Below are 25,983 nucleotides of genomic sequence, written 5' to 3'. Positions count from 1 at the left end.
GCGTAGCGGAGAACTTCAGTATCACGACCCGGGGTTTCGCCCAGATTACGCACCCCGTATGACATGAAGCACGCACCCGCCGTTACCATCTGCGCCCATGGGGGGCCTGCGGCACACCCGCACCGCGCACACCGCGCGTCCCATGGCGCTGGGGAGTGCCGTGGCGACGCTCCTCGCCGCGCTCTTCCTCTGTCTGGGCCAGGCCGAGACCGCGGCGGGAACGGCGCGCCCGCACGACGCCCACCAGGGGTTCGAGGGGCTCACGGCGGCGCCCGGCACCCCGGACCAGGCCGCGTACAGCTGTCCGTACGACCGGGGCGACTGCGACCTCTTCCCGCACCTGGGCCCCGCCGTGCTCACCGCCCCGCCCCTGGACTCCCCCCTCGCCGTCTCCGGGCTCCCGGCCGACCCCGCGACGGCGGCCCTCGGAGGCCGGCCGCCGCGCTCCGGGGCGCTCCCCCGTGCCCCGGATCTCCACGTCCTTCAGGTGCTGCGGACCTGAGCGGACCGCGCCCTCCCGCACACCCCCGACATCCCTCAGACGCAGAAGACGAAGGACGAAGCAGAGTGTCGAAGAAGACGAACGACCGACGCGCCCGGATAGAGCAGATGCGCCGCGCCGAGCAGGCCCGCGAGCGCCGCAACCGCATCATCACGATCTCGGTCAGCGCCGTCGTGGTGGCGGGCCTCATCGGTTTCGGTGCGTTCATGCTGAACAAGGAGTCCGAGAAGAAGGAGCAGGCGGAGGCCGCCGCCAAGGCTCCGATCAAGGACGAGAAGTCCTGGGACGCGAAGAAGCTCGGCCGCAACCACGTCACCAAGGCGGTGACGTACCCGATGAAGCCGCCGGTCGGCGGTGACCACCACCAGGCGTGGATGAACTGCGACCGCAACGTCTACGACAAGCCGATACCGGAGATGAACGCCGTGCACTCGCTGGAGCACGGCGCGGTGTGGGTGACCTACAGCGACAAGGCTCCGGCCGCCGAGGTGCAGAAGCTGAAGGACAAGGTCGGCAAGACCTCGTACTCGATGATCAGCCCGGTGAAGGACCAGGCCGGAGCGATCATGCTCAGCGCCTGGGGCAAGCAGGTGACGGTGGACGCCGCGGACGACCCGCGCGTGGACCAGTTCTTCACCCGGTACGTGCAGGGTCCGCAGACGCCCGAGCCGGGTGCCGCGTGCACGGGCGGGCTGAGCGGGTGATGCCGAAGCCGACCCGGACGCACTGGGCCGCGATCACCGCGGTGGTGCTGGCGCTGCTGTTCGCGGGCGCGGCCACGGTCGCGTCCGCGGGCGGCGACGAGGGGCACGAGGGCGGCCACGGCGGCGGTACGGGGACGGCGGTCCCCGCGTCGGACTCCGCCGACGCGGGCTTCGCCCGTGACATGGCCGTCCATCACCAGCAGGCGGTGGAGATGTCCTTCATCGTCCGGGACCGTACGCAGGACGAAGAGGTGCGCCGGCTCGCGTACGACATCGCCAACACACAGGCCAACCAGCGCGGCATGCTGCTGGGCTGGCTGGATCTGTGGGGGCTGCCGAAGGTCGAGTCCGGGTCCGAGCCGATGGGCTGGATGACCCCGGCGCAGGGCCACGGCGGGCATGAGGACGGTCACGGAGGCGGTCACGAGGACGGGCATGAAGAGGAGCAGGGCGAGGGGCAGGGAGGCGGGCACGGCGCAGCCGCCGGGCGCGCCGCCGGCGAGGCCTCGCTGATGCCCGGCATGGCCACCGCGGCCGAGCTGGATCAGCTCGCGAAGGCGAGCGGCAAGCAGGCCGAGATCCTCTACCTCCAGCTGATGACCGACCACCACAAGGGCGGCGTCACGATGGCCCGGGGCTGCGCGGACCTGTGCACCGTGGGGACGGAGAAGTCCCTCGCCCAGGGCATGGTCGACGCCCAGCAGTCCGAGCTGGCGCTGATGGCCGACCTGCTGAAGAAGCGGGGTGCGGCGCCCCGCGGCTGACCCGGTTCGCAGCCCGTCCGCCGCCCAACCCGGTCCGCCGCGCGGCCGGCCTGCCCTTCGGCCGACGAGCCCCGTGGCCGGTCCGTCTCGCGGCGGACCGGCCACGCGGCCGGCCTGACACGCGGCCGGCCTGACACGCGCCCGGCCGGCTCGCGCCCGACCCGGCTCAGCCTTCGCACGCCCCGGCCCGCCACCGCACCCGGGGCGGGCGGACCGCCGCGCACAGCGGCAGGCCGTGGGCGTCGGTCAGCCCGATGGTCGCCTCGGCGGCGCCCGCCGCCACCAGCTCCGCCGGGATGTCCGCGAGGAAGAGCTTCGCGCGCCGGAACATCGCGAAGGTGCCACCGGCCGGCAGTTCTCCCCAGGTGAGATAGACGAACCGCTCGCCGCGCCGCCCCTGCACATAGGGGCCGCGGAAGTCGGTCGTCCCGTCGGGCGCCTCGACGACGTCGGCGGTAAGGTCGAAAACGGCCTCCCCGGCGTCCGCCGGGACCAGCTGGTCGGGTTCCCTGCCCCGCTGTGTGCCCACGTGCACGTCGGAGAAGTCCCCGCAGTGACGGCCGGGAAGATCCCGGCCCGTGATGCGCAACGTCAGCCGGGCCATCGGAAGGCTCCTCTCCGCCCCTGGGTCCTCCAGCGGGGGTCCGGGCGTGACATCGGGTGACAAGGGTCGCGTGGGCCGCACTCAGGAGGTACGAACCCCATGACCACCGCCAAGGACATCATGCATCCCGGGGCCCAGTGGATCCCGGCACACGAAACGCTCGACCGTGCCGCGCAGTTGATGCGCGAACTGAACGTGGGCGCCCTGCCCATAGCCGACTCCGAGGAACGCCTCTGCGGCATCCTGACCGACCGTGACATCGTCGTCGGCTGTGTGGCCATGGGCCATGACCCGTCGAAGATCACGGCAGGCGACATGGCCAAGGGCACCCCGCGCTGGGTCGAAGCCGGTGCGGACGTGAACGAGGTACTGCACGAGATGCAGGACCACCAGATCCGCCGGCTGCCCGTCATCGAGAACAAGCGCCTCGTCGGAATGATCAGCGAGGCCGATCTGGCCCAGCATCTGCCGGAGGACCAGATCGCGTCGTGGGTCGAGCAGGTGTACGCGCGGGGCTGACCCGCTCTTCTCCTTCTCCCGCCTCCCCCTCCGGCGTCAGGACCGCCCGGGCCACCGCGTCCGGGCGGTCCAGCATCATCAGATGGCCAGAGCCGCCGACGGCCTCGAAGCGGGCGTCGCCGAGCAGCCGGGCCAGCGCGCGCTGCCGCTCCAGCCAGCGCCGGGTGAACCGGCCGCCCAGGCCGCCCCGGCCGGCGTCCGCGGCGAGCACGGTCACGGGGACCCCGTCCGGAAGCGGGAACCGCCCGCGCAGCGCCAGCAGTTCGGCGGCGACCGCGCGGTAGTGGGTGTTCTCCAGCAGGGCGCCCTGGAGCACGCGCGCGGTGCCGTAGCAGCGGCGTACGAGCGGGGCGGGGGCCGGATCGCCGCCGCCCGTGCGGGAGAGCCGGACGACGGCGCGGCGGGTGAGCGGGCCGAGCGCGGCGGGCGCTCCCACGGCGGTCAGCGCGGTGCCGACGCCGTGTGCCACGGCCGTACGCACCGCGGGGGCGACGGGCGCACGCGCGTCCTCCTCGACGCTGGAGTCCACGAGGACGATGCCGGACGTACGGGCGGGGTGGAGGCGGGCGAAGGCCTCGGCGTGGAATCCGGCGATGGAGTGGCCGACGACGGAGGCGGGCCCGGCGAGCCCCAGCGCGTCGAGGAGGGCGGCGATGCGGTGGGCCTCGCCCGTCGCCGACGGGGGGACCGCCGCCGGTCCGCTCAGGCCGTGTCCCGGACGGTCGAAGCGGACGACGGTGCGGCGGGGCGCGAGCAGTGGTACGACCGGGTCCCAGTCGAACCAGCTCATGGCGAGACCCGCGCTGAGGACGCAGACCGGTCCGCTGCCCTCGACGACGACGTGATGGGGCACTCCGCCGACCCGTACGAACGTCACGCGCTGTCCCTCGTCCCCTGTGTGCCCGGCATCCCTGGTGTCCCCCGCCTGCCGTCCCGCGCCACGGACAGCGCGAGTACCGCCAGCCAGCCTGCCACGAGCAGCACCTGGAGTCGTTGTCCGGCGCCGAGCGCCCAGATGCCGCGGCCCGCCCGGAAGGCGGCGACGGCGGTCAGTGTCCAGACGGTGGCGGCGAGTTCGAGGCCGGTGAGGACCGGTCCCGTCCGGGCCAGCGGGGGCCACCATCCGTAGCGGCGCGCGGCGACGGTCAGCGCGACGAGGCCGACGAGCGCGCCGGCCGTGGCGAGGGTGGACGTGACGGCGTGCGCGGCGTGCGTGGCGGGGACGAGGCCCGCGGTCTCCCGGGCCGCGCACTGCGGGTCCGCGCTGGGTGCGCAGCTGAGCGGCAGCCGGGAGTCGGCCGCGGTGCCCGCGCCGAACAGCGCGAGGGCCGCCCAGCCGAGCACGGACCAGGGGCGCCGCGGCAGCCATCGCAGTGCCCCGGCGGCTCCGGTGAGGACGAACAGCCCGGCGGCCAGATCGGTGGCGCGGAACAGTCCGCCGAAGGGCTGGTCGGCGGCGGCGAGTTCGCTCACGTACGCCCGGACCGGGTCGATGCCGGTGCTGAGGATCAGTTCGAGCACCCAGGCGGTGTAAGCGAGGGAACCGAGCGCGATCAGCAGCGCGACAGTTCTGGATGTAACGGATGTACCGAATGTTTCGGGCATTGTGCCCCATGCTAGGTCGTGCCGCGTCCGGCCCCGCCCGGGGCCTGTCCCCCGGTGGGGTGGGGGCGCGCAGGTTCGACCGACCGGAGGGCCATGTACAGGCAGGAGCACACCCGTCAGACCTCTCACACCCGTCGCGCGGTACTCGGCGCCGGGATCGCCGCCGCGGGATCCGGACTGCTCGCCGCCTGCTCGGGCGACGGTCCGGACCGCGGCGGCCAGGAGGGGGCCCCGGGGGCCAGGCCCCAGGCTTCTGCCCCGGCGCCGGACGGCAAGCAGGTCGGCCCCACCTGGACGCCGAGCCCCGAGCGCCTGGAGCGGGGGCTCACCTTCACCGCCACCCCCAGCACGGTCGAGCTGGGCGGCGGACGCACCGTCAGGACCTGGACGTACAACAACGAACTGCCGGGAAAGGAGGTGCGGATCACCGCCGGCGACACACTGAAGATGACGCTGAACAACCATCTGCCGGAGGCGACCACGGTCCACTGGCACGGCATCGCCCTGACCAACGACATGGACGGCGTGCCCGATGTGACGCAGCCGCCGATCAAGCCCGGCAAGGCGTTCACCTACCGCTTCTTCGTGCCGCATCCCGGTACCTACTGGTTCCACCCGCACATGGGCCTGCAGCTCGACCGCGGGATGGCCGCGCCGCTGATCGTGGACGACCCGAACGAGCCGCTCTCCTACGACCGGGAGTGGATCATCATCCTGGACGACTGGATCGACGGGGTGAACGGCTCCACACCGGAGGACGTGTTCGCACAGCTCCGCAAGGGCAAGCCCGCCATGGCGCACGGCTCCGGGCACGGCGATGAGCGCGGCGAGGACCACGGGGACGAGGACGACGACGAGCGCGGCGGCCGGCCCTCCCGGCCCGCGGGAGGAGTGGACGCCGGGTACGGGCCGGGCTGGGCCCACGCACCGGCGGCGCGGAGCGGCCCCTCGCCGTCACCGCACGGCGGCAAGGGCCCGTACCGGCTGATGAAGGGCGCCAAGAGCGAGCTGCTCGGCGGCCACGCGGGCGATGTCGCCTACCCGCACTACCTGATCAACGGGCGCACGCCGGACGACCCGACGCAGTTCCAGGCCAAGCCCGGCGAGCGCATCCGGCTGCGCATCATCAACGCGGGCGGCGAGTCGCCGTTCCGCGTGGCGCTCGGCGGTCACCAGCTGACGATCACCCACAGCGACGGCTTCCCCGTGCACCACGAGAAGGTCGACTCGCTGCTCGTGGGGATGGCCGAGCGCTACGACGCACTGGTCACCGTGAAGAGCGGGGTCTTCCCGTTCACCGCCCTCGCCGAAGGCAAGAACGGCTCGGCCATGGCCGTGCTGCGCACCGGCAGCGGGGCGGCGCCGAAGCCGTCCACGCGTCCGGCGGAGCTGTACCGTAACGTGCTCCAGTCGGCCCGGCGGCTGCGGCCCCACGAGTCCGTGGCCATGGACCGGCGCCGGCCGGACCGCCTGCTCAAGGTCACGCTGACCGGCGGCATGGAGGATTACGACTGGGGCATCGACCACCGGCCCTACTCACCGGACCGGATCCACAAGATCGAGCACGGCGAGCGGGTGCGTCTGGTGGTCGTCAACGCCACGGACATGTGGCACCCCGTCCATCTGCACGGCCACACCTACTCGCTGGCCGGCATCGACTCCCACGGCGCGCGCAAGGACACGTCCGTGGTCCTGCCGCACAACAAGCTGGTCCTCGACTTCGACGCGGACAACCCGGGCCTGTGGATGCTGCACTGCCACAACATCTACCACTCGGAGTCCGGGATGATGACGACCCTCGCGTATCGCCGCTGACCGAGCGGGGAGGGGCCCGCCCCTCCCCCCTCGCCCTGGCGGAGCAGGCGCCTGCGGGGTGGCGCGTGACACACCGCAGGACATCGCGTCAGAGAGACGATTACACTGGGCCGCGTGCCTCAACTTCGTCTCGCTCTGAATCAGATCGACTCGACCGTCGGCGATCTCGCCGGCAACACCGAGTCGATCGTGCACTGGACCCGGCACGCCGCCGGGCAGGGTGCGCATCTCGTCGCGTTCCCCGAGATGGTGCTGACCGGTTACCCCGTCGAGGACCTGGCCCTGCGGTCGTCCTTCGTCGAGGCCTCGCGGGCCGCGCTGCGCGCGCTCGCCGGGCGGCTCGCCGACGAGGGGTACGGGGAGATCCCGGTGATCGTCGGCTATCTCGACCGTTCCGAGAAGGCACAGCCGCGGTACGGCCAGCCCGCCGGCGCCCCGCAGAACGCCGCCGCGGTGCTGCACCGCGGCCAGGTGGTGCTGACGTTCGCCAAGCACCACCTCCCCAACTACGGCGTCTTCGACGAGTTCCGGTACTTCGTGCCGGGCGACACCATGCCGGTGATCCGCGTGCACGGCGTCGACGTCGCGCTCGCCATCTGCGAGGACCTCTGGCAGGACGGCGGCCGCGTCCCCGCCGCCCGCTCCGCCGGGGCCGGGCTGCTCGTCTCGATCAACGCCTCGCCCTACGAGCAGAACAAGGACGACACCCGTCTGGAACTGGTGCGCAAGCGTGCCCAGGAGGCCGGCTGCACCACCGCGTACCTCGCGATGATCGGCGGCCAGGACGAGCTCGTCTTCGACGGCGACTCGATCGTCGTCGACAGGAACGGCGAGGTCGTCGCGCGCGCCCCGCAGTTCGCCGAGGGCAGCGTCATCCTGGACCTCGACCTCCCGGCGGCGTCCGCCGAGCCCGGGACGCCCGGCGGCGGAGCCGCTGATGGGCAGCGGGTGGACGACGCTCTCACCGTCGACCGGGTCGTCCTCTCCGAGGAGCCGCTCCCCGCGTACGAGCGGGAGCTGACGGGCGGCTACGCCCAGCGCCTCGACGACGACGAGGAGGTGTACTCCGCGCTGGTCGTCGGCCTGCGCGCGTACGCCGCCAAGAACGGCTTCCGGTCCGTCCTGATCGGCCTGTCCGGAGGTATCGATTCGGCACTCGTCGCCGCGATCGCCTGTGACGCGCTCGGCGCGGAGAACGTGTACGGCATCTCCATGCCGTCCAAGTACTCCTCGGACCACTCCAAGGGCGACGCGGCCGAGCTGGCCCGTCGCACCGGGTTGAACTTCCGCACCGTGTCGATCGAGCCGATGTTCGACGCCTACATGGGCTCGCTCGGGCTGACCGGTCTCGCGGAGGAGAACCTCCAGTCGCGGCTGCGCGGGACGATGCTGATGGCGGTCTCCAACCAGGAGGGCCACATCGTCCTCGCCCCGGGCAACAAGTCCGAGCTGGCGGTGGGCTATTCGACGCTGTACGGCGACTCGGTCGGCGCGTACGGCCCGATCAAGGACGTCTACAAGACCTCGGTCTTCCGGCTGGCGAAGTGGCGCAACCGGGCGGCCGAGGAGCGCGGCCAGACCCCGCCGATCCCGGAGAGCTCGATCGTCAAGCCACCGAGCGCCGAACTGCGCCCGGGGCAGGTCGACACGGACTCGCTCCCGGACTACGACGTCCTCGACCGGATCCTGGAGCTGTACGTCGACCGCGATCAGGGCAAGGACGCGATCGTGGCCGCCGGTTACGACGAGGAGCTGGTCACGAGGACCCTGCGCCTCGTCGACACGGCCGAGTACAAGCGGCGCCAGTACCCGCCGGGCACCAAGATCTCGGCGAAGGGCTTCGGCAAGGACCGGCGCCTGCCGATCACGAACCGCTGGCGCGAGACGACGCACTGACCTGCCGGCCGTCCGCCGCTGCGAGGGGGCTTCCCGCGACGACGCGGGAGGCTCCCTTCGCCGTACGGTCCAGCAGTCCCGCCGCGGCCGCGATCGCCAGGCCCGCGACGGCGAGAACCGAGCCGACGAGCGCCGGTGAGATCCAGCCCCAGCCCGCGGCGATCGCCGCCCCGCCGAGCCCTGCGCCGCCGGCGTTGGCGAGGTTGAAGGCGGAGTGGTTGGAGGCGGAGGCGAGGGTCGGGGCGTCCTGGGCCTTGTTCATCACCAGCATCTGGAGCGGGGTCGTGGTCATGAAGCCGACCGCGCCGAGGACGACCACGGTGACGAGCGCGGCCCACGGGATGTGCGCGGTGAATCTGAAGGCGACGAGGACCAGCGCGAGTGCGGCGAGCGAGCCATACAGGGTGGGGCGCAGGGCCCGGTCGGTCAGCGGGCCGGCCGCCAGCGCTCCGAGCGTCATGCCGATGCCGAAGAGGGCGAGGACGAGCGTCACGGAGGACTCGCCGAGGCCCATCACCTCGGTCGTGATGGAGGCGAGGTAGGAGTACACGGCGAAGACGCCCGCGAAGCCGAACACGGCGGTGAGCAGTCCCAGCAGCACCTGCCGGTTGCCGAGGGCGCGCAGCTCACGGCCGAGGCCCTGGTGGGCGTCGACGGGTACGTCCGGCACGAGCCTGGCGAGCGCGGCCATCGCGACCAGTCCGATCACGGTGACGACGAGGAAGGTGGCGCGCCAGCCGAGGTGCTGGCCGAGGAGCGTCGCGGCGGGTACGCCGACGATGTTGGCCACGGTCAGTCCGAGGAACATCGTGGCCACGGCCCGCGCCTGCCGCCCCTCGGCGACGAGCCGCGCGGCCACGACCGCGCCGACCCCGAAGAACGCGCCGTGCGGCAGCCCCGCGAGGACGCGCCCGGCGAGGAGCGTGCCGAAGCCGGGGGCGAGTGCGGAGGCGAGGTTGCCGACGACGAAAAGCGCCATGAGCAGCAGGAGCATCCGCTTGCGCGGGACGCGGGAGCCGAGCGCGGTGAGCAGCGGGGCGCCGATGACGACGCCGATCGCGTACGCCGAGACGAGGTACCCGGCGGTGGGGACGGAGGTGCCGAGATCGCCCGCGACATTGGGCAGCAGGCCCATCATCACGAACTCGGTGGTGCCGATGCCGAAGGCGGACACGGCGAGCGCGAGCAGCGCCAGGGGCATGGGAAGAGCCTTTCCGGTTTAGTTCTCAAACGGAACAAAGACTCTCATGCGGATTGTTCCCGCGGGTGAACGCCTGGTTGCCGCGGCTTTACCCCGGGTCAGAGCTTCACTCGGGTCAGAGGTTCACAGGGGCGACGCAGAGGTTCACACGGGTCAGAGCTTCACGCGTGCCGCGATGGGGAGATGGTCGCTCGCGGTGCGCGGCAGGGTCCAGGAGGAGACCGGTTCGACGCCCTTCACCAGGATCTGGTCGATCCTGGCCATCGGGAACGACGCCGGCCAGCTGAAGCCGAAGCCGTCGCCCGCCGCGCCCTGGGTGGAGCGCATCTGGGAGCTGACCGCGTTCAGGGAGCGGTCGTTCATCGTGCCGTTGAGATCGCCGAGCAGGACCGTCCTGCCGACCTGGTCCCGGGCGATCGCCTCGCCCAGCGCGTCGGCGCTGGTGTCCCGCTGGCTGGCGGTGAAGCCGGCGTTCATCTTGACCCGTACCGACGGCAGATGTGCCACGAAGACCGCGACGTCGCCCGCCGGCGTGGCGACCGTGGACCGCATGGCACGGACCCAGCCCAGCTGGATGTCGACGGGCCGGGTGTCGCTCATCGGGTACTTGCTCCACAGCCCGACCGTGCCCTGCACCGAGTGGTGGGGGTACTGCGGGGCCAGCGCCTTCTCGTACGCCGGGACCGCGTCCGCCGTCAGCTCCTCCAGCGCGACGACGTCCGCGCCCGAGGCCGCGACCTGGCGGGCGGTGCCCTCCGGGTCGGTGTTCTCGGCGTTCACGTTGTGCGTGGCGACGGTGAGACTTCCGCCGTCGCCCGACTTGTCGGTGACGAGCCCGCCGAAGAGATTCAGCCAGACGATCGCCGGCACCAGCAGGGCGATCAGCGCGGTCGCGGAGCGCCGTACGAGCGCGAGGACCAGCAGCACCGGGACGAACAGGCCGAGCCACGGCAGGAACGTCTCCGTGAGGCTGCCCAGGTTTCCGATCTTGTTGGGGATCTGGGCGTGCAGGACCATTACGAGGCCGAGGAGCACCGCGAGACCGGCGAGCACGACACCGCGCCGCCAGATCCCCGGATCGTCCCGCCAGCGGTCACGCAGGGCCCGGAACCGGGAACCGGAGCGGGGGTCCTCCGCGCTGCCGTTCTCCGTCTCCGCCATGTATGCCTGCTGCCGCATGTGTGTCGTCCTCACTGCCTTGCCGTGCACATCGTGCCCGTCCCATGACCCTAGGCGATGCCCGATGGGTTTCTGCCGTACGGGTTCGAGGACGGCAGGGCGCGGCGGCGGGTTCCGATCAAGGTCGGTGACGGGGCGGCTGTGACAGAACGCGCATATTGCTCGGGCGCGGTCAGACGGCCTGCGGGCGCAGTCCTTCCAGCACCGCGGTGACGATGCGTTCCGCGAGATCGCCGGGCAGCGGGGCGTCGTGCCGCATCACGGCCCGTACGAGCATGGGCCCCACGATGAGGTCGTTGAGCAGGTCGATGTCGAGATCGGCACGGATCTCTCCCTCGGCGACGGCCCGGCGCAGGATCCCCAGGACGGTCACGCGCCGCGGGTCGATCACGGTCGCGACGTACGCGTCCCACAGTTTGGGGTGGCTCTTCATCTGCGCGCGGACGTTGTGCAGGAGCGCGGAGGAGCGCTGGGCGAGGCCACCGAGGCGGACGGACTCCAGCATGACGACGAGGTCGTCCCGGGCGGAGGTACCCGGCAGGTCGGGATCCGGCGGCTCGATGTCCCGGAGCACGTCGACGAACAGTTCCTCCTTGTCGGACCAGCGACGGTAGATGGTGGCCTTGCCCACCCCCGCGGTGCGGGCGACGCGCTCGATGGAGATGTCGCCGAGCGGTACGCCCTCCTCCAGCAGGGACACCACCGCGTCCCGGATGGACCGCTCGGCCGCCTCGCTCCGGGGGCGGCCGCGGCGCGGGGCCGTTCCACCGCCCTCGGCCTCCCGCCGCGCCACCGTCCGGCCCCGCACCACCGTCTCCACCGCCGTCTCCACCGCCGCCATCGTTTCGCCGCCTCGCATCCGCCGATCCTCCCGGACTCCCCTCACCCCTGGGCCACGCCCGCCGTCGGCCGCTCCCCGGGCACGGGCGGCCCGTCCTGGCCGGGTACGCGGCGGCCCGGGAGATAGGTCGCGACGACCACGGCTCCCACGAGCGTCACCGTCGCCGCGCAGAGAGCCGCGAGGTGCATGGCGACGAGGAAGGCCTCGTACGCCGGTGCGATCAGGACCTGCCCGGGCTGTCCGAGCTTCTCCGCGACGGCCAGGGTCGCCTCCAGCGACTCGCCCGCCGCGTGCCTGGCACTGTCCGGCACGCCCGGCGCCCGCTCCAGGGTGCTCTCGATCCCGCCCCGGTACGCCGCGGACAGCAGCGAGCCGAGCACCGCCACGCCCAGGGCACCGCCGATCTGCCGGAAGGTGTTGTTGATGGCGGAGGCGACCCCCGCCTTCTCACGCGGCAGCGCCTGCATCACCGTGACCGTGACCGGTGACATGACGTGCCCCATTCCCGCGCCCTGGACGAAGAAGGCGATCTCCAGCGCCCACAACGGCGTCGAGGCGTCGAAGAAGGCGAAGGACGCGAGGCCCGTCGCGATCATCACCATGCCCGCGGTGCAGGTCGCCCTGGCACCGAACCGGGCGACGATCAGCCGGGCACGGGGGGCGAACAGCGACTGGGCCACCGCGAGCGGCAGGACGAGCAGCCCGGCCTCCAGCGGACTGTGGCCGAGCACGCTCTGCAGATAGAAGACGGAGAAGAAGGCCACGCCCATCATCGAGAGGAAGGCGAGCGCGGTCGCGGTGATCGCGGCGGAGAACGCGGGGTTCCTGAAGTACGAGAAGTCGAGCGCCGGATGGTCGATGCGCATCTCGTACACCACGAACGCCGCCAGCACCGCCAGGCCGCCGAGCAGAGGGAACAGCACGGTCCGGTCGGTGAGGGAGGCCAGCTCGCCGCCGTGGATGATCCCGTACACAAGCAGGACGAGTCCCACGATGGACAGCAGCACGCCGACCGGGTCGATCCGGCCGGGGTCGGGGTCGCGGGAGTCGGGGATCAGCAGCGCCATCGCGACGAAGCCGACGATCACCACGGGGACGTTGACCAGGAAGATCGAACCCCACCAGAAGTGTTCGAGCAGCAGACCGCCGGTGAGCGGACCGAGGGCGATGGCGATGCCCACGCCTCCCGCCCAGATGCCGATGGCCTTGGGCTGTTCGTCCCGTTCGAAGACGTTCATCAGGACGGCGAGGGTGGCCGGCATCACGAACGCCGCGCCGAAGCCCATCACCGCGCGGTACGCGATGAGTTCCGTGGACGACCCGGAGAACGCGGCGAGCAGGGAGCCGGCGCCGAACACGGCCATGCCGAAGAGCAGCACCCGCTTGCGGCCCAGCCGGTCACCGACCAGTCCCGCCGAGAAGAGCAGCGCGGCGAAGACCAGTGTGTAGGAGTTGATGGCCCATTCGAGCTCCCCCTGACTGGCGCCGATGCCCACGGGCGCGGGGCTCGCGATGGTCTTGACCGCGACGTTCAGGACCGAGTGGTCCAGCACCATGATGAGAACGGTGAACATCAGGACGCCGAGGATGGCCCAGCGGCGGCGGTGCACGATGTCCGGGATACGGGGTGGGGCGGGGGGAGCCCCCGGAGATATGGACATGATCCCAGTACTTCCCGGAATTTCGATACGAGACCGTTTCGTATAGAAAATTGACCGGGATGGCCCAAACACCGCGGAACATCGCAGGGGTGTGAACGGTCCCACTTCACGCGACGGGCGCCGGGATGCCACCATGGATGCGGTCCGGGGACGCCGTAAGGGCGCCTCGAGATGACGAAGGAGCCGTTCACCATGACGCTTCAGGCTGCCCAGACGCAGCCCGCCGACAGCAGCAAGGCGCTGTACGGCGGCAAGGGCACTCGCCGCATCACCGTCCAGGACATCGCCGCCGCCAAGGCGCGCGGTGAGAAGTGGCCCATGCTGACCGCCTACGACGCCATGACGGCGTCGGTCTTCGACGAGGCCGGCATCCCGGTCATGCTCGTCGGCGACTCGATGGGCAACTGCCATCTCGGTTACGACACCACCGTCCCCGTCACGATGGACGAGATGACCCTGCTGTCCGCAGCCGTCGTACGGGGCACGAAGCGCGCCCTGATCGTCGGCGACCTCCCCTTCGGCTCGTACCAGGAGGGCCCGGTGCAGGCGCTGCGCTCGGCGACCCGGCTGGTCAAGGACGCCGGGGTCGGCGCCGTGAAGCTGGAGGGCGGGGAGCGCTCGCTGCCGCAGACCGAGCTGCTGGTCCAGGCCGGCATCCCGGTCATGTCCCATCTGGGCCTGACCCCGCAGTCGGTCAACACGATGGGCTACCGCGTCCAGGGCCGCAGCGACGAGGCGGCGCACCGGCTGCTGCGCGACGCCAAGGCGGCACAGGACGCGGGCGCGTTCGCCGTCGTCCTCGAACTCGTGCCCGCCGAGCTGGCCGCCGAGGTCACCCGCTCGCTGCACATCCCGACGATCGGCATCGGCGCGGGACCCGACACGGACGCGCAGGTCCTCGTCTGGACGGACATGGCCGGCCTGACCGGCGGCAAGGTGCCGCGCTTCACCAAGCAGTACGCGAACCTGCGGCAGACCCTCGGCGACGCGGCGAGGTCCTTCGCGGACGACGTCGTCGGCGGGGCGTTCCCGGCCGAGGAGCACACCTTCCACTGACGGCCGACGGCCCTGGCCGGCCCGCCGTGCGCGGGCCACCGGGGCCGCCACCGCACACCTCAGACCACTGCGGCACCAACGACAGCCCGCCGATCTTCCCCCGTCGGCGGGCTGTCGCCGTCCGCCGGCCGGCGCCTTCCGCGGTCGCGGTCGCGGTCGAAGTCGCAGTCGCAGCCGCAGTCGCAGTCGCAGTCGCAGCCGCGGATTTCCACAGCCGTCGGGGCCCTGTCGGCGGCTTGTCGGCGGATTGTCGGTGGCGCCTGAGACGGTTACGCCATGACGCGAATCGACAGGAACGCCGTCGAGGTACGAGGCCTCGTGAAGCACTACGGCGAGACGAAGGCGCTGGACGGGGTGGACATCAATGTCCGCGAGGGCACGGTCCTCGGTGTCCTCGGGCCCAACGGCGCCGGCAAGACCACTCTGGTCCGCTGCCTCTCCACTCTGATCACCCCGGACGCCGGACGCGCCACCGTCGCCGGATACGACGTGCTGCGCCAGCCCCGACAGCTGCGCCGCGTCATCGGTCTCACCGGCCAGTACGCCTCGGTGGACGAGAAGCTGTCCGGCTGGGAGAACCTGTACATGATCGGGCGGCTGCTCGATCTCTCCCGCAAGGACGCCCGGCGCAGGGCCGACGAGATGCTGGAGCGGTTCTCGCTCACGGAGGCGGGCAAGCGCCCGGCCGCCACCTACTCGGGCGGCATGCGGCGCCGGCTGGACCTGGCCGCCTCGATGATCGGGCAGCCGGCCGTGCTGTATCTGGACGAGCCGACGACGGGCCTCGACCCGCGGACCCGTAACGAGGTGTGGGACGAGGTCCAGCGGATGGTCGCCGAGGGCGTCACCGTGCTCCTCACCACCCAGTACATGGAAGAGGCCGAGCAGCTGGCGAACGAGCTGACGGTCATCGACCGCGGCCGCGTCATCGCCGAGGGCCGCGTCGACGAGCTGAAGGCCAGGGTCGGCGGCCGGACCCTGCGGATCCGGCCCGCGGACCCGGCGCAGCTGTCCGCCATGGCCGCGGCCGTCCGCGAGGCGGGCCTGGACGGCGTCTCGGGCACCCAGGCCGTCCCGGACGAGGGCGTGCTGTACGTCCCGATCCTCAGCGACGAGCAGCTGACCGCCGTGGTCGGCCTGCTGGGCGCCCGTGGCTTCGCCATCGCCGACATCGGCACCGATCTGCCCAGCCTGGACGAGGTGTTCCTCGCCATCACCGGCGAGAAGACGCCGCTGTCCGTCACCGATTCGATTCCCCAGGAGGTCGCGGTATGAGCGCCGCCACTGCCACCGCATCCGCCGCGTCCCTCGTTCCGGACGAGGAGGGCCGGATCGGCCTGCGCGGCAACATGCGGCACATCGGCGCGCTCGTCCGCCGCAATCTGCTGTGGATCCGGCAGGACCCGGAGTCGATGTTCGACGCCGTGCTGATGCCGATCGTGTTCACGCTGCTGTTCGTGTTCGTCTTCGGCGGCGCGATCGCCGGCAAGGGCAACCAGCAGGAGTACGTCAACTACGTGGTGCCGGGCCTGATGGCGATGCAGGGCATGAACATCGCGATGGGTGTCGGCACCGGCTTCAACCAGGACTTCCAGACCGGTGTCATGGACCGCTTCCGGTCCCTGCCGATCGCCAGGTCCTCGGTGCTGATCGCCAAGATCGTCGTGGAGATCGGCCGGATGATGGTCGCCACGGCGATCCTGCTGACGGTCGGCTTCCTGCTCGGGCTGTCCGTCTCGGACGTCCCCGGCCTGTTCTTGGCCATCGGGCTGTCGCTGGTCTTCGGGGCCTCGATCATGTGGATCTTCCTCACCATGGGCGTGACCATGAAGAACGCCCAGGCGATTCAGGGAATGGGGTTCCTCGTGCTGATGCCCCTGCAGTTCGGTTCCTCGATCTTCGCGCCGACGAGCTCCATGCCCGGCTGGCTCCAGGCGTTCACGGACTACAACCCGCTGTCGTCGCTCGCCGACGCGGCCCGCGGGCTGATGAACGGCGGCCCGGTCGCCCACGACGTGTGGGTGACGCTGATCTGGTCGGCGGTGATCACCGCGGCGATGGCCCCGGTGGCGATCCGCAAGTTCCGGACGAAGTCCTGACCCCCCGATGTCCCGGCGCTACGCGGTCCTGAGCCTTCGGTTCCGGTCGTGTACGAGGGCGGCGGCCTCCTCCAGGGTGAGGTCGCCGCCCTCGGCGTAGCGGGCCTCGAAGTCCGCGTCGCCGAGCGCGGCGCGGGCGCTGCGTTCCGCGCGGGCGCGGTTGTCCCGCTCCAGGGAGGCGGCCACGACATGCCCGGCCGGCAGCACATGCTCGTACGCGCCGAGGAGCCGTGCGGCGTCGGCGGCCGGTTCCGGTCCGAGCCCGGCGAGCGCCTCGGCCGCGCTCACCAGATGGGTCGCGGGCATGTGCGGAGCGACCATGGCCGACAGCGGGGTGAGCGCGCGCTCGAGCGCCTGGTGTGCGTGGTCCAGGGCGTCCTCGTACCGGCCCTCCAGACAGTCCAGCCAGGCGACGCAGCCCAGCCGGAAACCCTCGAAGATGGCGAGGGTGGAGGAGCGGAACTCCTCCGCGAGCAGGTCCAGTTGCTCGCGCGCCTGCGCCGTGCGGCCGGTGCGGCCCAGCTGCAGGGCCAGGAAGAGCCGGGCGGCGGGCAGGGCCTCGTAGGCGGCGCCGCCCTCGCCGGCCTCGGCGAGCACGTCCCGGAGGATGGCCTCGGCCTCCTCGCCGCGGTCCAGTTCGACGAGGACGCCGGCCAGCCGGGACCGCAGCAGCGGCACCTGGCTCTGGGCGCCGAGCCGCTCGGCGCGGTCGACGGCCGCCGCGAAGTCCTCTGCGGCGAGCCGGAACTCACCGCGCCGTTCCCGCGCCTCGCCCCGAGCGGACAGCGCCTCGGCCGCGCCCCACAGATCACCGAGCCGCTCGAAGATCTCCAGGCTGCGGTCGGCGTCGGCGCTCGCGTCGCCGGCCCATTCGCTGCGATTGGCCAGGATGTTGGCACGCATCTGGAGGGCTGCGCCCAGCGACCACTCGTCGCCGGACTCCTCACAACCGTGCACGGTGGCGTCCAGCACATGGCGGAGCCGCTCGGCGTCTCCGGTGATGACGAGCGCGAAGAACCAGAGATTCCCGGGGAAACGGCAGGTCTGCGGCAGCCCGGGGCGATAGACCTCGGTGACCCGATGGAGCCACGCCGTCCGCTCCGGGGTCAGCCAGTCGTCCAGCCCGTGCTCCAGGCTGGCCATCCCGATCAGCCGCACTCCGCGCCGCGCCTCCAGCAACTGTTCCGGCCCCATCGGCGGAGGTGTGTCGGTCACGGGTGTGTGCAGTGGCGCGGCGGGAGTGAGGGGCGGTTCGAACGGGTCGGGCCCGAGACCGGCGACGGCCTGTGCCCAGTGCCTGGCGTCGGCACGCAGATTCCGCATCTGCCAGTACCAGGCCAGCGCGAGGACCAGGCACAGCCCCTCCTCCTCGTCGCCGGCGGCGGTCGCCCGGCGCAGCGCGGTACGCAGGTTCTCGTACTCCAGCTCCAGCCGGGCGACGGCGGCGTTCTGCTCGGGACCGCGCAGCAACGGGTCGGTACGACGTGCCAGTTCCCGGTAGTACGTGAGATGGGCCCGCTCGGCGTCCGTCCGGTCGCCCGCCGCGTCGAGCCGCTCGGCGGCGTACTCGCTCACCGTCTCCAGCAGCCGGTAGCGCATGCGGCCGTCGGCCGACACCTCGGCGACCACCAGCGATTTGTCGACAAGTGCGCCGAGTACGGACATGACGTCACGGGCGTCGATGGAGGCGGCCCCCGCGGTGGTCGGAGGTCTCGTGGCGCAGACGTGTTCCGCTGCCGCGAGCTCGCAGCCACGGGCGAACACGGAGAGGCGGCGAAGGACGGTGCGTTCGGCGTCGTCGAGGAGGTCCCAGGACCAGTCGACGACCGCGCGCAGCGTCTGCTGGCGTGGCAGGACGGTGCGGCTGCCGCTGGTCAGGAGCTGGAAGCGGTCGTCGAGGCGGTCGGCGATCTGGCGCGGGGTCAGCATCCGCAGCCGCGCCGCGGCGAGTTCGATGGCGAGCGGCAGTCCGTCGAGCCGGCGGCAGATCTCCGCGGCCGCCTCGGCGTCGGTACCGGCACCCGTGCCCGTGTCGGTGCCTGCACCGGCCTCCGCGTCCGTACCGGCGTCGATCCGGAACAGCGGGTTCGCGGACGCGCCACGGTCGGCGAACAGCCGCAGCGCCATCGGCCCCGGCAGCGGGCCGACCGGACGCACCGCCTCCCCGGGCACGCCCAGCGGTTCACGGCTGGTGGCGAGGACCGTGAGCGCGGGGCAGCCCTCCAGCAATTGCTCGCACAACCGTGCCGCCGCCGCCACGACATGCTCGCAGTTGTCGAGGACGATCAGCATGCGCCGGCGTGCGCAGTGTTCGACGAGCCGTACGAGCGGGTCGTCGCCGTGCCGGTCGGACGCGTTGCGCAGTTCCTCCGCCTTGGCGCCGCGCAGCACGGTCTCACGCGCCCCGAGCGCGGTGAGCACGGCCTCGGGAACGTTCTCGGGGTCGCCGACGGGCGCAAGTTCCACCAGCCAGACCCCGTCCGGATACGCGCCCACGGCCCGATCGGCGCTCTCCAGCGAGAGCCGGGTCTTGCCGGCACCGCCGGGGCCGAGCAGCGTGACGAGGCGCGCCCGGGTGAGGTCCTCGCGGATGGCGTCGATGTCGGCCTCGCGCCCCACGAAGCTCGTGAGCCGGGCGCGCAGGTTGCCGGCGCGCCCGTCGGACGCGGCAGGCCGCACCTCCGGGTCCGGTCGAAGCAGTTCCGCGTGCAGTGCGCGCAGCTCCGGACCCGGGTCCGTGCCCAGCCGGGCGGACAGTTCCCGCCGGGCGGACTCGTACGCCGCGAGGGCCTGCGCCGTACGCCCGGCGGCGCGCAGGGCGCGAATGCGCAGCGCGTGCAGGTCTTCGTCGAGGGGATGGTCGTCGCAGAGCCCGGCGAGCTCCGTCAGCGTCTCCTCCGCCCGGCCCAGCGCGAGCGCCGCCGACAGCCGGGTGCGGCGGGCGGCCAGCCGTCGCGCCTCCCAGCGGGCCACCTCGGGCGCACGGTCCGGCAGGTCGGCCAGGACGGGGCCCCGCCACAGTCCGAGCGCTTCGTCGAGGAGATCCAGGGCCTTGCCCGGGTCGCGCTGCGCGAGGGCTCGTGCCCCCTCACCCGCGAGGCGCTCGAAGCGGTGCAGGTCGATGTCGTCGGGTTCGGCGCTCAGCCGGTATCCGCCGTCCACCGAGACCACGGCGCCGTGCCCGAGGGCTCGCCGTGCCCGCCCCACCAGGGCCTGTACCGCCCCGACCGCGTCGGCGGGGGCGTCGCCGTCCCACACCTCGTCGACGAGCACACCGACCGGGACGGTGCGTCCGCCGCGCAGGGCCAGCACGGCCACCAGCGTCCGCAGCCGCGCTCCGCCGAGCGCGGCGGGGCTGCCGTCGTCGTGAAAGGCCTGCGTGGTGCCGAGTACGGAGTAGCGCACCTGCCCATTCTCCGTGACGCGCGGAACTCTCCTCGGCACCCGGGACGTTTCCGCCGTACCGCCTGTACGGTCTGTACGGTCGGCATGCCCTGCCGGCCATCCACCCCGGGAGCCTCGTCCATGACCTCGGCCACCACCCGCAGCAGCGAGCGGCGGATCTCACCCGTCTTCCTCGGCATCGGCGCGATCATGGCGGTCACCGGCTGGGCGGTCTGGGCGGACGCCTCGCCCAGCCTCGGTTTCACGGTGTTCCTGTTCGTCACGGCCGCGTGGATCGTCTCGCTCTGCCTTCACGAGTACGCGCACGCCCGCACCGCGCTGCACAGCGGTGACCTCACCGTGGCCGCGAAGGGCTATCTGACGCTCAACCCGCTCAAGTACACCCACGCCGTGCTGAGCATCGTGCTGCCCGTCCTCTTCGTGATCATGGGCGGAATCGGTCTGCCCGGCGGCGCGGTCTTCATCGAGCGGCACCGCATCCGGGGCCGCTGGAAGCACAGCCTGATCTCCGCGGCGGGCCCGCTGACGAACGTGCTGTTCGCGGTCGTGTGCACGGCACCGTTCTGGCTGGGCGCGCTCGACGGCGTTCCGTTCGCGTTCCGCTTCGCCCTGGCGTTCCTGGCGCTGCTGCAGGTGACGGCCGCGATCCTGAACTTCCTGCCGGTCCCGGGCCTGGACGGGTACGGCGTGATCGAGCCCTGGCTGTCGCCGGGCTTCCGCCGCCAGGTGGAGCCGTTCGCGCCGTTCGGCCTGCTGGCCGTCTTCGGCATCCTCTTCATCCCCGAGGTCAACCACGCGTTCTTCGACGCGATCTTCGCCCTCATGGACGGCCTCGGGGTCTCACGGGCGGAGGTCGCCTGCGGCCAGGACCTGTACCGCTTCTGGACCGAGCAGTACCCGGCCTGTACGGACGCGGTCAGCCGGTGACGGAGACCGTCAGCCGCTGACGGAAGCGGTCAGCCGGTGGACGTCGTGCGCGACGCCCTGCCACGGCGGAGGTAGTAGATCGCCATGTTCGACGACACACCGGCGAGCAGCACCCACACGATCCCCAGCCAGCTGCCCTCGACGAACGAGACGACCGCCGCGGCGACGGCGAGGACACAGATGACGAGGGCGTAGAGGGCGAGGCGGGGCATGGGGGTCGGCTCCTGTCCGGTCACGGGTGTTTCCGGACCAGTGTCCCCCATGCCGGGGCGCCGGTCAGACGTCGGTCACGCGCAGGCCCGCGTGTGCCTTGTAGCGGCGGTTCACCGAGATCAGATTGGCGACGAGCGACTCCACCTGGTGGGCGCCCCGCAGCCGGCCGGCGAAGACGCCGCGCATACCGGGGACCCGGCCCGCGAGCGCCTGCACGATGTCCGTGTCGGCGCGTGTCTCGCCCAGCACCAGCACATCGGTGTCGATCTCCTCGATCGACTCGTCCTGCAGCAGCACCGCGGAGAGATGGTGGAACGCGGCGGTCACCCGGGACTCCGGCAGCAGGGCCGCGGCCTGCTCGGCGGCGCTGCCCTCCTCGGGCTTCAGCGCGTAGGCGCCCTTCTTGTCGAAGCCGATCGGGTTCACACAGTCGACGACGAGCTTTCCGGCGAGCTCGGAGCGCAGCGCCTCCAGGGTCTTGCCGTGTCCGTCCCACGGCACGGCCACGATCACCACGTCGCTGCGCCGGGCGCACTCCGCGTTCTCGGCACCCTCGATGCCGAGGCCCAGCTCGGCCGCGGCGGTCGCGGCACGCTCGGCGGCCCGGGAACCGATGATCACCTTCTGTCCGGCGCGGGCGAGCCGGTAGGCGAGACCACGGCCCTGGTCACCGGTGCCGCCGAGAACGCCGACGACGAGACCGGACACGTCGGGGAGGTCCCAGGGGTCCTTGGCTGCGGGCTTCGGGGCGCTGGCGTTGTCTTCGGAAGTCATGATCCGACCTTACTCGCAGGTAGTGGCCGGGCGCCGTCGTCCCGTACGGGTGGAGTACGGCCGACCGGGCCCCGGGATCCGTGCCCGTGCGGCAGGATGCCGGGCCATGGATGCCGTACGTGTCGCGCTGTTGCGAGAGGTCCTCGCCGGGACCGAGTGGCCCGCGGCCGCCCGCCGGTTCGCGGGTGCGCTGCGCTCCTCCGTCGTCCCGCAGGGCGGTGGGCTGCTGCTGGTGGGGACCGAGGAGTACGAGCCGTGGCACCTCGCCGCGCACCTCGTGGACGAGGCCGCCTGGTCGGGGCAGCCCGAGCTGGCGCCCACGCTCGTGCGGCACCGGGTGCGGGCCGGGGACCCGGCGCACCTGGCCGTGGGGCTGGGCCGGGTCGCGGCGGCCGGTCGCGGGGAGACGCTGCTGGTGGTGGCGCCGCAGCGGCCGGACGCCGGGCTGCTGGAACGGGTCCACGACGCCAGGCGCTCCGGGGCGACGGTGCTGTCGCTGGACGCGGGTGACCCCGAGGTGCTGGGGCTCGCGCACGAGGCGCTCACCGTGAGCGGGTCGGCGGAGGTGGACCTCGACACGGTGCAGCATCTGGTCAGCGCGGCGGCGGGGGAGAACGTGCTCCCGTCCGCGCGGCGCGGCCGGCGCCGTCTTCGCGACCGGCTCTCGCGCCTGGCGGACCAGCTGACCGCTCCGCCGCCACCGCGCTGGTAGCGGGCGTCGCAGGCAGGACTCCGTCCCGGGGGAAACCGGGCAGGACTCCGTCCCGGGAAAACCCGGTTGCCGGGGGGCGTGGCGCGCACGGAGGATCAGGGGTCGTGGCATCACGACGCAACGGGCGCACGCTCCTCCCCGATCTGTCGCCCTGGCGGTCCTCGCGGGACTTCCGGCTCCTGTGGGTCCAGGGCCTCGTCACCTTCTTCAGCAGCTTCATGGCGATGATCGCGCTGCCGCTGCAGATCAAGGAGCTGACCGGCTCGCCGCTCGCGGTCGGCGCCATGGGGGCCGTCGAGCTCGTGCCGCTGGTCGTGTTCGGGCTGTACGGCGGGGCGCTCGCCGATGCCGTCGACCGGCGCAGGGTGCTCCAGCTCACCGAGGCCGGCATGGCCGTGATGGCGGTGATCCTGCTGGTGAACGCGCTGCTGCCGGAGCCCACGCTGTGGCCGCTGTACGTCGTCGCGGCCGGGGTCTCCGCACTGGCCGGGCTCCAGCGGCCGGCGCTGGACTCGCTGATGGCCCGGATCGTGCCGCACGACCAGCAGACCGCGGCCGCCGCGCTGAACGCCCTGCGCTGGCAGCTAGGCGCGATCGCCGGGCCGGCCCTGGCCGGTCTGGTCGTGGCGTACGCGGGCCATGCCACGGCGTACGCCACGACCGCCCTCGGCTTCGTCGTCTCCGTGCTGATGTGCTCGCGGCTCTCCCCCGCGCCGCCCGCCCACGACGCGGACAAGCCGTCGCTGCGGGGCATCGCCGAGGGGGCGCGGTACGCGTGGAGCCGGCCGGTGCTGCTCGGTACGTACGCGGTCGACCTGGCCGCGATGTTCTTCGCGTTCCCCAACACGATCTTCCCGTTCCTCGCCGACGAACTGGACGCGGAGTGGTCGCTGGGGCTGATGTACGCGGCGGGGTCGGTGGGTTCGATCGTGCTGAGCCTGACCAGCGGCTGGACCTCCCGGGTGCGCCGGCACGGGCTGTTCGTGGTGTTCGGCGCCGCCGGCTGGGGGCTCGCGATCGCCGCGGCCGGCTGGTTCACGAACATCTGGCTGGTGCTGCTGTGCCTCGCGTTCGCGGGAGCCGGCGACATGCTCAGCGGTCTCGGCAGGTCCACGATCTGGAACCAGACGATCCCCGAGTCCCTGCGCGGCCGGCTCGCGGGCATCGAGGTGCTGTCCTACAGCGTGGGCCCGCAGCTGGGCCAGGTCCGCGCGGGTGCGGCGGCCGGCTGGACCGGCACCCGTGCGGCGTTCTGGAGCGGCGGGGTGCTCTGCGTGGCCTCGGTCGGTCTGCTCACCGCGGTGCTGCCGAAGCTCGTCACCTACGACGCGGCGACGGACGAGGACGCACTGCGCCGCCGCGCTCAGAAGGAGGAGACGGCGGCGGCGGAGGCCGCGATCTGACCGGTCGGCCGGGTCGCCGTCAGTCGGACGCGTCGTCGGGCGCCGCGTCCCGGCCGCGCGCGGCGTCGTGCCACCGGGGGTCGTTCTCCCACTCCAGGTTCCGCTCGCGCGCGGTCTCCATGGCGTGCTCGGCCTCCTGACGGGTGGCGTACGGACCGAAGCGGTCCTTGGCCGGGCACTCCGGTCCCTCCTCCACCTTCTTGTGCTCCAGGCAGTAGTACCACTCACCCGGCTTGCCCACCGTGCGCTTCTTGAACAGGGCCATCGTCGGCTCCTTCCTCTGACGCCATGCTGCCCCACCGCCTTGCCCTGCGCCCCTGGACGCGGGGAACCCCCGGTTAGACTCGCTGGCATGTCTGGCCAGTCGCTGCTCGTACCAGGGAAGCTCTCTCCCACCCGTTCCGTACCCGGAAACATCCGGCGCCCCGAGTACGTCGGGAAGCCCGCGCCGACGCCGTACTCCGGGCCGGAGATCCAGAACGCCGAGACGATCGAGAGCATGCGTCTCGCGGGCCGTATCGCCGCGCAGGCGATGGCGGAAGCCGCGAAGCTCATCGCTCCCGGGGTGACCACGGACGAACTGGACCGTGTCGCGCACGAGTTCATGTGCGACCACGGGGCCTACCCGTCGACGCTCGGCTACCGCGGTTTCCCGAAGTCGCTGTGCTCCTCGCTCAACGAGGTGATCTGCCACGGCATCCCCGACTCCACGGTGCTGCGCGACGGCGACATCGTGAACCTGGACGTCACCGCGTACATCAACGGTGTGCACGGCGACAACAACGCCACCTATCTGTGCGGCGACGTGGACGAGGAGTCCCGGCTCCTGGTCGAGCGGACGCGGGAGGCGCTGGCCAGGGCCATCAAGGCGGTCAGGCCGGGACGCCAGATCAACATCATCGGGCGGGTCATCGAGTCGTACGCGAAGCGGTTCGGCTACGGGGTCGTGCGCGACTTCACCGGACACGGCATCAACTCCTCGTTCCACTCCGGACTGATCATTCCGCACTACGACAGCCCGCACGCCACCACGGTCATCCAGCCCGGCATGACCTTCACCATCGAGCCGATGCTGACGCTCGGCACGCATGAGTACGACATGTGGGACGACGGCTGGACCGTGGTCACGAAGGACCGCAAGCGCACCGCCCAGTTCGAGCACACGCTGGTGGTGACGGACAGCGGGGCGGAGATCCTGACGCTGCCCTGAGACGGACGCCGCCCTGGACGGGCATCGCCGAAAGACAGACGTTGCCGTGAGGCGGATCGCGGGTAGCGTTTTTACCGACAGGTCGTCGGGAACCAGTTGACTTAGGTAAGCCTAAGTAGCAGGATCCTACTGGTTCCCGTCCCCATCGGTCCCCGGAGGCCCGCCTTGGACACGCTGGACACGCCCTTCTCGACCCTGATCCGCGTCGCGTCGCACGAGCAGCACACCGAGGCGGAGACGTCGACCTTCATGAGCGACCTGCTGGGCGGCCGGCTCGCGGTGGACGCGTTCGCGCGGTACACGGAGCAGCTGTGGTTCGTGTACCGGGCGCTGGAGGACGCCGCCGAGTCGCTCCGGGAGGATCCCGTCGCCGGCCCCTTCATCCAGCCGGAGCTGTTCCGTACGGCCGAGCTGGAGCGCGATCTGCGGCATCTGCGGGGCGCGGACTGGCGCGACGGTCTCCAGGCGCTGCCCGCGACGGCGGCGTACGCGGCGCGGGTCGAGGAGTGCGCCCGCACCTGGCCCGCGGGCTATGTGGCCCACCACTACACCCGCTATCTCGGGGACCTCTCCGGCGGCCAGATCATCCGCGACAAGGCGGAGCGGACCTGGGGCTTCGAGCGCAAGGGCGACGGCGTGCGCTTCTACGTCTTCGAGCACATCGCCAACCCGGCCGCGTTCAAGCGGGGTTACCGGGAACTGCTCGACCAGGTGAACGCGAACGACCTGGAGAAGCAGCGGATCATCGACGAGTGCAAGCGCGCCTTCGACTTCAACGGCGCGGTGTTCCGCGAGCTGGGCCAGGCCTACGCCCCGGACAGCAGGGGCCCGCTCATCGCCTAGCGGGTGTCCGGTCGCCCAGGGGGCATCCGGTCGGTCACCGGCCGGCCGGA

At 72.0% G+C, this 25,983-nt stretch carries 25 protein-coding genes; 14 read left to right on the top strand and 11 right to left on the bottom strand.

The window, feature by feature from the left end:
• Window positions 1-97: 97 nt before the first annotated feature.
• From ACIQMR_RS01825 to ACIQMR_RS01815, 3 genes are all read left to right on the top strand, one after another.
• Entirely contained in the window at window positions 98-502 is a 405-nt protein-coding gene (locus ACIQMR_RS01825) for a hypothetical protein (RefSeq protein ID WP_401381693.1), read from the top strand.
• Between the two features lie 107 nt (window positions 503-609).
• Window positions 610-1,206, top strand: a complete 597-nt coding sequence (locus ACIQMR_RS01820; protein WP_401382640.1) for a DUF3105 domain-containing protein — start codon at window positions 610-612, stop codon at window positions 1,204-1,206.
• A complete protein-coding gene (locus ACIQMR_RS01815; RefSeq protein WP_401381691.1) occupies window positions 1,206-1,970 on the top strand; it encodes a DUF305 domain-containing protein in 765 nt (254 codons plus the stop codon). Before ACIQMR_RS01820 ends, ACIQMR_RS01815 begins: the two co-directional genes overlap by 1 nt.
• 166 nt (window positions 1,971-2,136) lie before the next feature.
• Here ACIQMR_RS01815 and ACIQMR_RS01810 read toward each other — a convergent pair whose 3' ends face one another.
• Window positions 2,137-2,574 carry a DUF5990 family protein gene (locus tag ACIQMR_RS01810; RefSeq protein ID WP_401381690.1) on the bottom strand — a complete coding sequence of 146 codons (438 nt, stop codon included), beginning with the start codon at window positions 2,572-2,574 and terminating at the stop codon, window positions 2,137-2,139.
• Window positions 2,575-2,673: 99 nt separating this feature from the next.
• On the opposite strand from ACIQMR_RS01810, the gene ACIQMR_RS01805 reads away from it, so the two are divergent.
• Window positions 2,674-3,093, top strand: coding sequence for a CBS domain-containing protein (locus tag ACIQMR_RS01805; protein WP_266374613.1), 420 nt, complete (start codon window positions 2,674-2,676; stop codon window positions 3,091-3,093).
• On the opposite strand, the gene ACIQMR_RS01800 is transcribed toward ACIQMR_RS01805, so the two are convergent.
• Both ACIQMR_RS01800 and ACIQMR_RS01795 read right to left on the bottom strand, forming a co-directional pair.
• Entirely contained in the window at window positions 3,014-3,970 is a 957-nt protein-coding gene (locus ACIQMR_RS01800) for an alpha/beta fold hydrolase (protein WP_401381688.1), read from the bottom strand. The genes ACIQMR_RS01805 and ACIQMR_RS01800 overlap by 80 nt on opposite strands.
• Window positions 3,967-4,698, bottom strand: coding sequence for a DUF998 domain-containing protein (locus tag ACIQMR_RS01795; protein ID WP_401381685.1), 732 nt, complete (start codon window positions 4,696-4,698; stop codon window positions 3,967-3,969). The genes ACIQMR_RS01800 and ACIQMR_RS01795 overlap by 4 nt, the downstream gene beginning before the upstream one ends.
• Before the next feature lie 93 nt (window positions 4,699-4,791).
• On the opposite strand from ACIQMR_RS01795, the gene ACIQMR_RS01790 reads away from it, so the two are divergent.
• Entirely contained in the window at window positions 4,792-6,513 is a 1,722-nt protein-coding gene (locus ACIQMR_RS01790) for a multicopper oxidase family protein (protein WP_401381684.1), read from the top strand.
• Between the two features lie 114 nt (window positions 6,514-6,627).
• On the top strand, window positions 6,628-8,409 hold the full coding sequence (locus ACIQMR_RS01785) for an NAD+ synthase (RefSeq protein WP_401381681.1): 1,782 nt from the start codon (window positions 6,628-6,630) through the stop codon (window positions 8,407-8,409).
• Here the strand turns inward: ACIQMR_RS01785 and ACIQMR_RS01780 are convergent.
• The 4 genes from ACIQMR_RS01780 to ACIQMR_RS01765 all read right to left on the bottom strand — a co-directional run bounded on the left by ACIQMR_RS01780 (window position 8,378) and on the right by ACIQMR_RS01765 (window position 13,291).
• The gene (locus ACIQMR_RS01780) at window positions 8,378-9,610 is read right to left on the bottom strand and encodes an MFS transporter (protein WP_401381679.1); all 1,233 of its coding nucleotides are present in this window, start codon (window positions 9,608-9,610) and stop codon (window positions 8,378-8,380) included. The two genes, ACIQMR_RS01785 and ACIQMR_RS01780, sit on opposite strands and share 32 nt — an antisense overlap.
• Window positions 9,611-9,763: 153 nt before the next feature.
• Window positions 9,764-10,789 carry an endonuclease/exonuclease/phosphatase family protein gene (locus tag ACIQMR_RS01775; protein WP_401381676.1) on the bottom strand — a complete coding sequence of 342 codons (1,026 nt, stop codon included), beginning with the start codon at window positions 10,787-10,789 and terminating at the stop codon, window positions 9,764-9,766.
• Window positions 10,790-10,961: 172 nt separating this feature from the next.
• Window positions 10,962-11,648 (bottom strand): TetR/AcrR family transcriptional regulator, encoded by a 687-nt coding sequence (locus ACIQMR_RS01770; protein ID WP_401381674.1) that lies wholly within the window; start codon window positions 11,646-11,648, stop codon window positions 10,962-10,964.
• Window positions 11,649-11,671: 23 nt separating this feature from the next.
• Window positions 11,672-13,291, bottom strand: coding sequence for an MFS transporter (locus ACIQMR_RS01765; RefSeq protein WP_401381673.1), 1,620 nt, complete (start codon window positions 13,289-13,291; stop codon window positions 11,672-11,674).
• A gap of 192 nt (window positions 13,292-13,483) precedes the next feature.
• Between ACIQMR_RS01765 and panB the strand changes: the two genes are divergently transcribed.
• The 3 genes from panB to ACIQMR_RS01750 all read left to right on the top strand — a co-directional run bounded on the left by panB (window position 13,484) and on the right by ACIQMR_RS01750 (window position 16,446).
• Window positions 13,484-14,347 carry a 3-methyl-2-oxobutanoate hydroxymethyltransferase gene (gene panB / locus ACIQMR_RS01760; protein ID WP_401381670.1) on the top strand — a complete coding sequence of 288 codons (864 nt, stop codon included), beginning with the start codon at window positions 13,484-13,486 and terminating at the stop codon, window positions 14,345-14,347.
• A gap of 276 nt (window positions 14,348-14,623) precedes the next feature.
• Window positions 14,624-15,622 carry an ATP-binding cassette domain-containing protein gene (locus ACIQMR_RS01755; protein WP_266374602.1) on the top strand — a complete coding sequence of 333 codons (999 nt, stop codon included), beginning with the start codon at window positions 14,624-14,626 and terminating at the stop codon, window positions 15,620-15,622.
• Window positions 15,619-16,446: an ABC transporter permease gene (locus tag ACIQMR_RS01750; RefSeq protein ID WP_401381667.1), complete on the top strand. Its 828-nt coding sequence runs from the start codon at window positions 15,619-15,621 to the stop codon at window positions 16,444-16,446. Before ACIQMR_RS01755 ends, ACIQMR_RS01750 begins: the two co-directional genes overlap by 4 nt.
• Before the next feature lie 18 nt (window positions 16,447-16,464).
• Here the strand turns inward: ACIQMR_RS01750 and ACIQMR_RS01745 are convergent, their stop codons facing one another.
• Window positions 16,465-19,851 (bottom strand): BTAD domain-containing putative transcriptional regulator, encoded by a 3,387-nt coding sequence (locus ACIQMR_RS01745; protein WP_401381664.1) that lies wholly within the window; start codon window positions 19,849-19,851, stop codon window positions 16,465-16,467.
• A gap of 120 nt (window positions 19,852-19,971) precedes the next feature.
• Here ACIQMR_RS01745 and ACIQMR_RS01740 point away from each other — a divergent pair, with 120 nt between their 5' ends.
• Window positions 19,972-20,778 carry a site-2 protease family protein gene (locus tag ACIQMR_RS01740; protein ID WP_401381662.1) on the top strand — a complete coding sequence of 269 codons (807 nt, stop codon included), beginning with the start codon at window positions 19,972-19,974 and terminating at the stop codon, window positions 20,776-20,778.
• A gap of 29 nt (window positions 20,779-20,807) precedes the next feature.
• Here ACIQMR_RS01740 and ACIQMR_RS01735 read toward each other — a convergent pair whose 3' ends face one another.
• Together ACIQMR_RS01735 and npdG are read right to left on the bottom strand one after the other, a co-directional pair.
• On the bottom strand, window positions 20,808-21,041 hold the full coding sequence (locus ACIQMR_RS01735) for a hypothetical protein (RefSeq protein ID WP_401381659.1): 234 nt from the start codon (window positions 21,039-21,041) through the stop codon (window positions 20,808-20,810).
• Window positions 21,042-21,054: 13 nt separating this feature from the next.
• A complete protein-coding gene (gene npdG, locus ACIQMR_RS01730; RefSeq protein ID WP_266374597.1) occupies window positions 21,055-21,765 on the bottom strand; it encodes an NADPH-dependent F420 reductase in 711 nt (236 codons plus the stop codon).
• A gap of 106 nt (window positions 21,766-21,871) precedes the next feature.
• Here npdG and ACIQMR_RS01725 point away from each other — a divergent pair, with 106 nt between their 5' ends.
• Together ACIQMR_RS01725 and ACIQMR_RS01720 are read left to right on the top strand one after the other, a co-directional pair.
• On the top strand, window positions 21,872-22,477 hold the full coding sequence (locus ACIQMR_RS01725) for a hypothetical protein (protein ID WP_401381657.1): 606 nt from the start codon (window positions 21,872-21,874) through the stop codon (window positions 22,475-22,477).
• 104 nt (window positions 22,478-22,581) lie between these two features.
• The gene (locus ACIQMR_RS01720) at window positions 22,582-23,880 is read left to right on the top strand and encodes an MFS transporter (RefSeq protein WP_401381655.1); all 1,299 of its coding nucleotides are present in this window, start codon (window positions 22,582-22,584) and stop codon (window positions 23,878-23,880) included.
• A gap of 19 nt (window positions 23,881-23,899) precedes the next feature.
• On the opposite strand, the gene ACIQMR_RS01715 is transcribed toward ACIQMR_RS01720, so the two are convergent.
• Window positions 23,900-24,145 carry a hypothetical protein gene (locus tag ACIQMR_RS01715; protein ID WP_401381653.1) on the bottom strand — a complete coding sequence of 82 codons (246 nt, stop codon included), beginning with the start codon at window positions 24,143-24,145 and terminating at the stop codon, window positions 23,900-23,902.
• Between the two features lie 87 nt (window positions 24,146-24,232).
• Between ACIQMR_RS01715 and map the strand changes: the two genes are divergently transcribed.
• Both map and ACIQMR_RS01705 read left to right on the top strand, forming a co-directional pair.
• Entirely contained in the window at window positions 24,233-25,090 is an 858-nt protein-coding gene (map, locus tag ACIQMR_RS01710) for a type I methionyl aminopeptidase (protein WP_401381652.1), read from the top strand.
• 174 nt (window positions 25,091-25,264) lie between these two features.
• Window positions 25,265-25,933: a heme oxygenase (biliverdin-producing) gene (locus tag ACIQMR_RS01705; protein ID WP_401382637.1), complete on the top strand. Its 669-nt coding sequence runs from the start codon at window positions 25,265-25,267 to the stop codon at window positions 25,931-25,933.
• Window positions 25,934-25,983 lie beyond the last annotated feature (50 nt).

The organism is Streptomyces sp. NPDC091376 (assembly GCF_044757085.1).
Lineage (GTDB): Bacteria > Actinomycetota > Actinomycetes > Streptomycetales > Streptomycetaceae > Streptomyces > Streptomyces pratisoli.
Note: the sequence above shows the minus strand (reverse complement) of the source record. Positions and strands in the feature narration are given on the sequence as shown.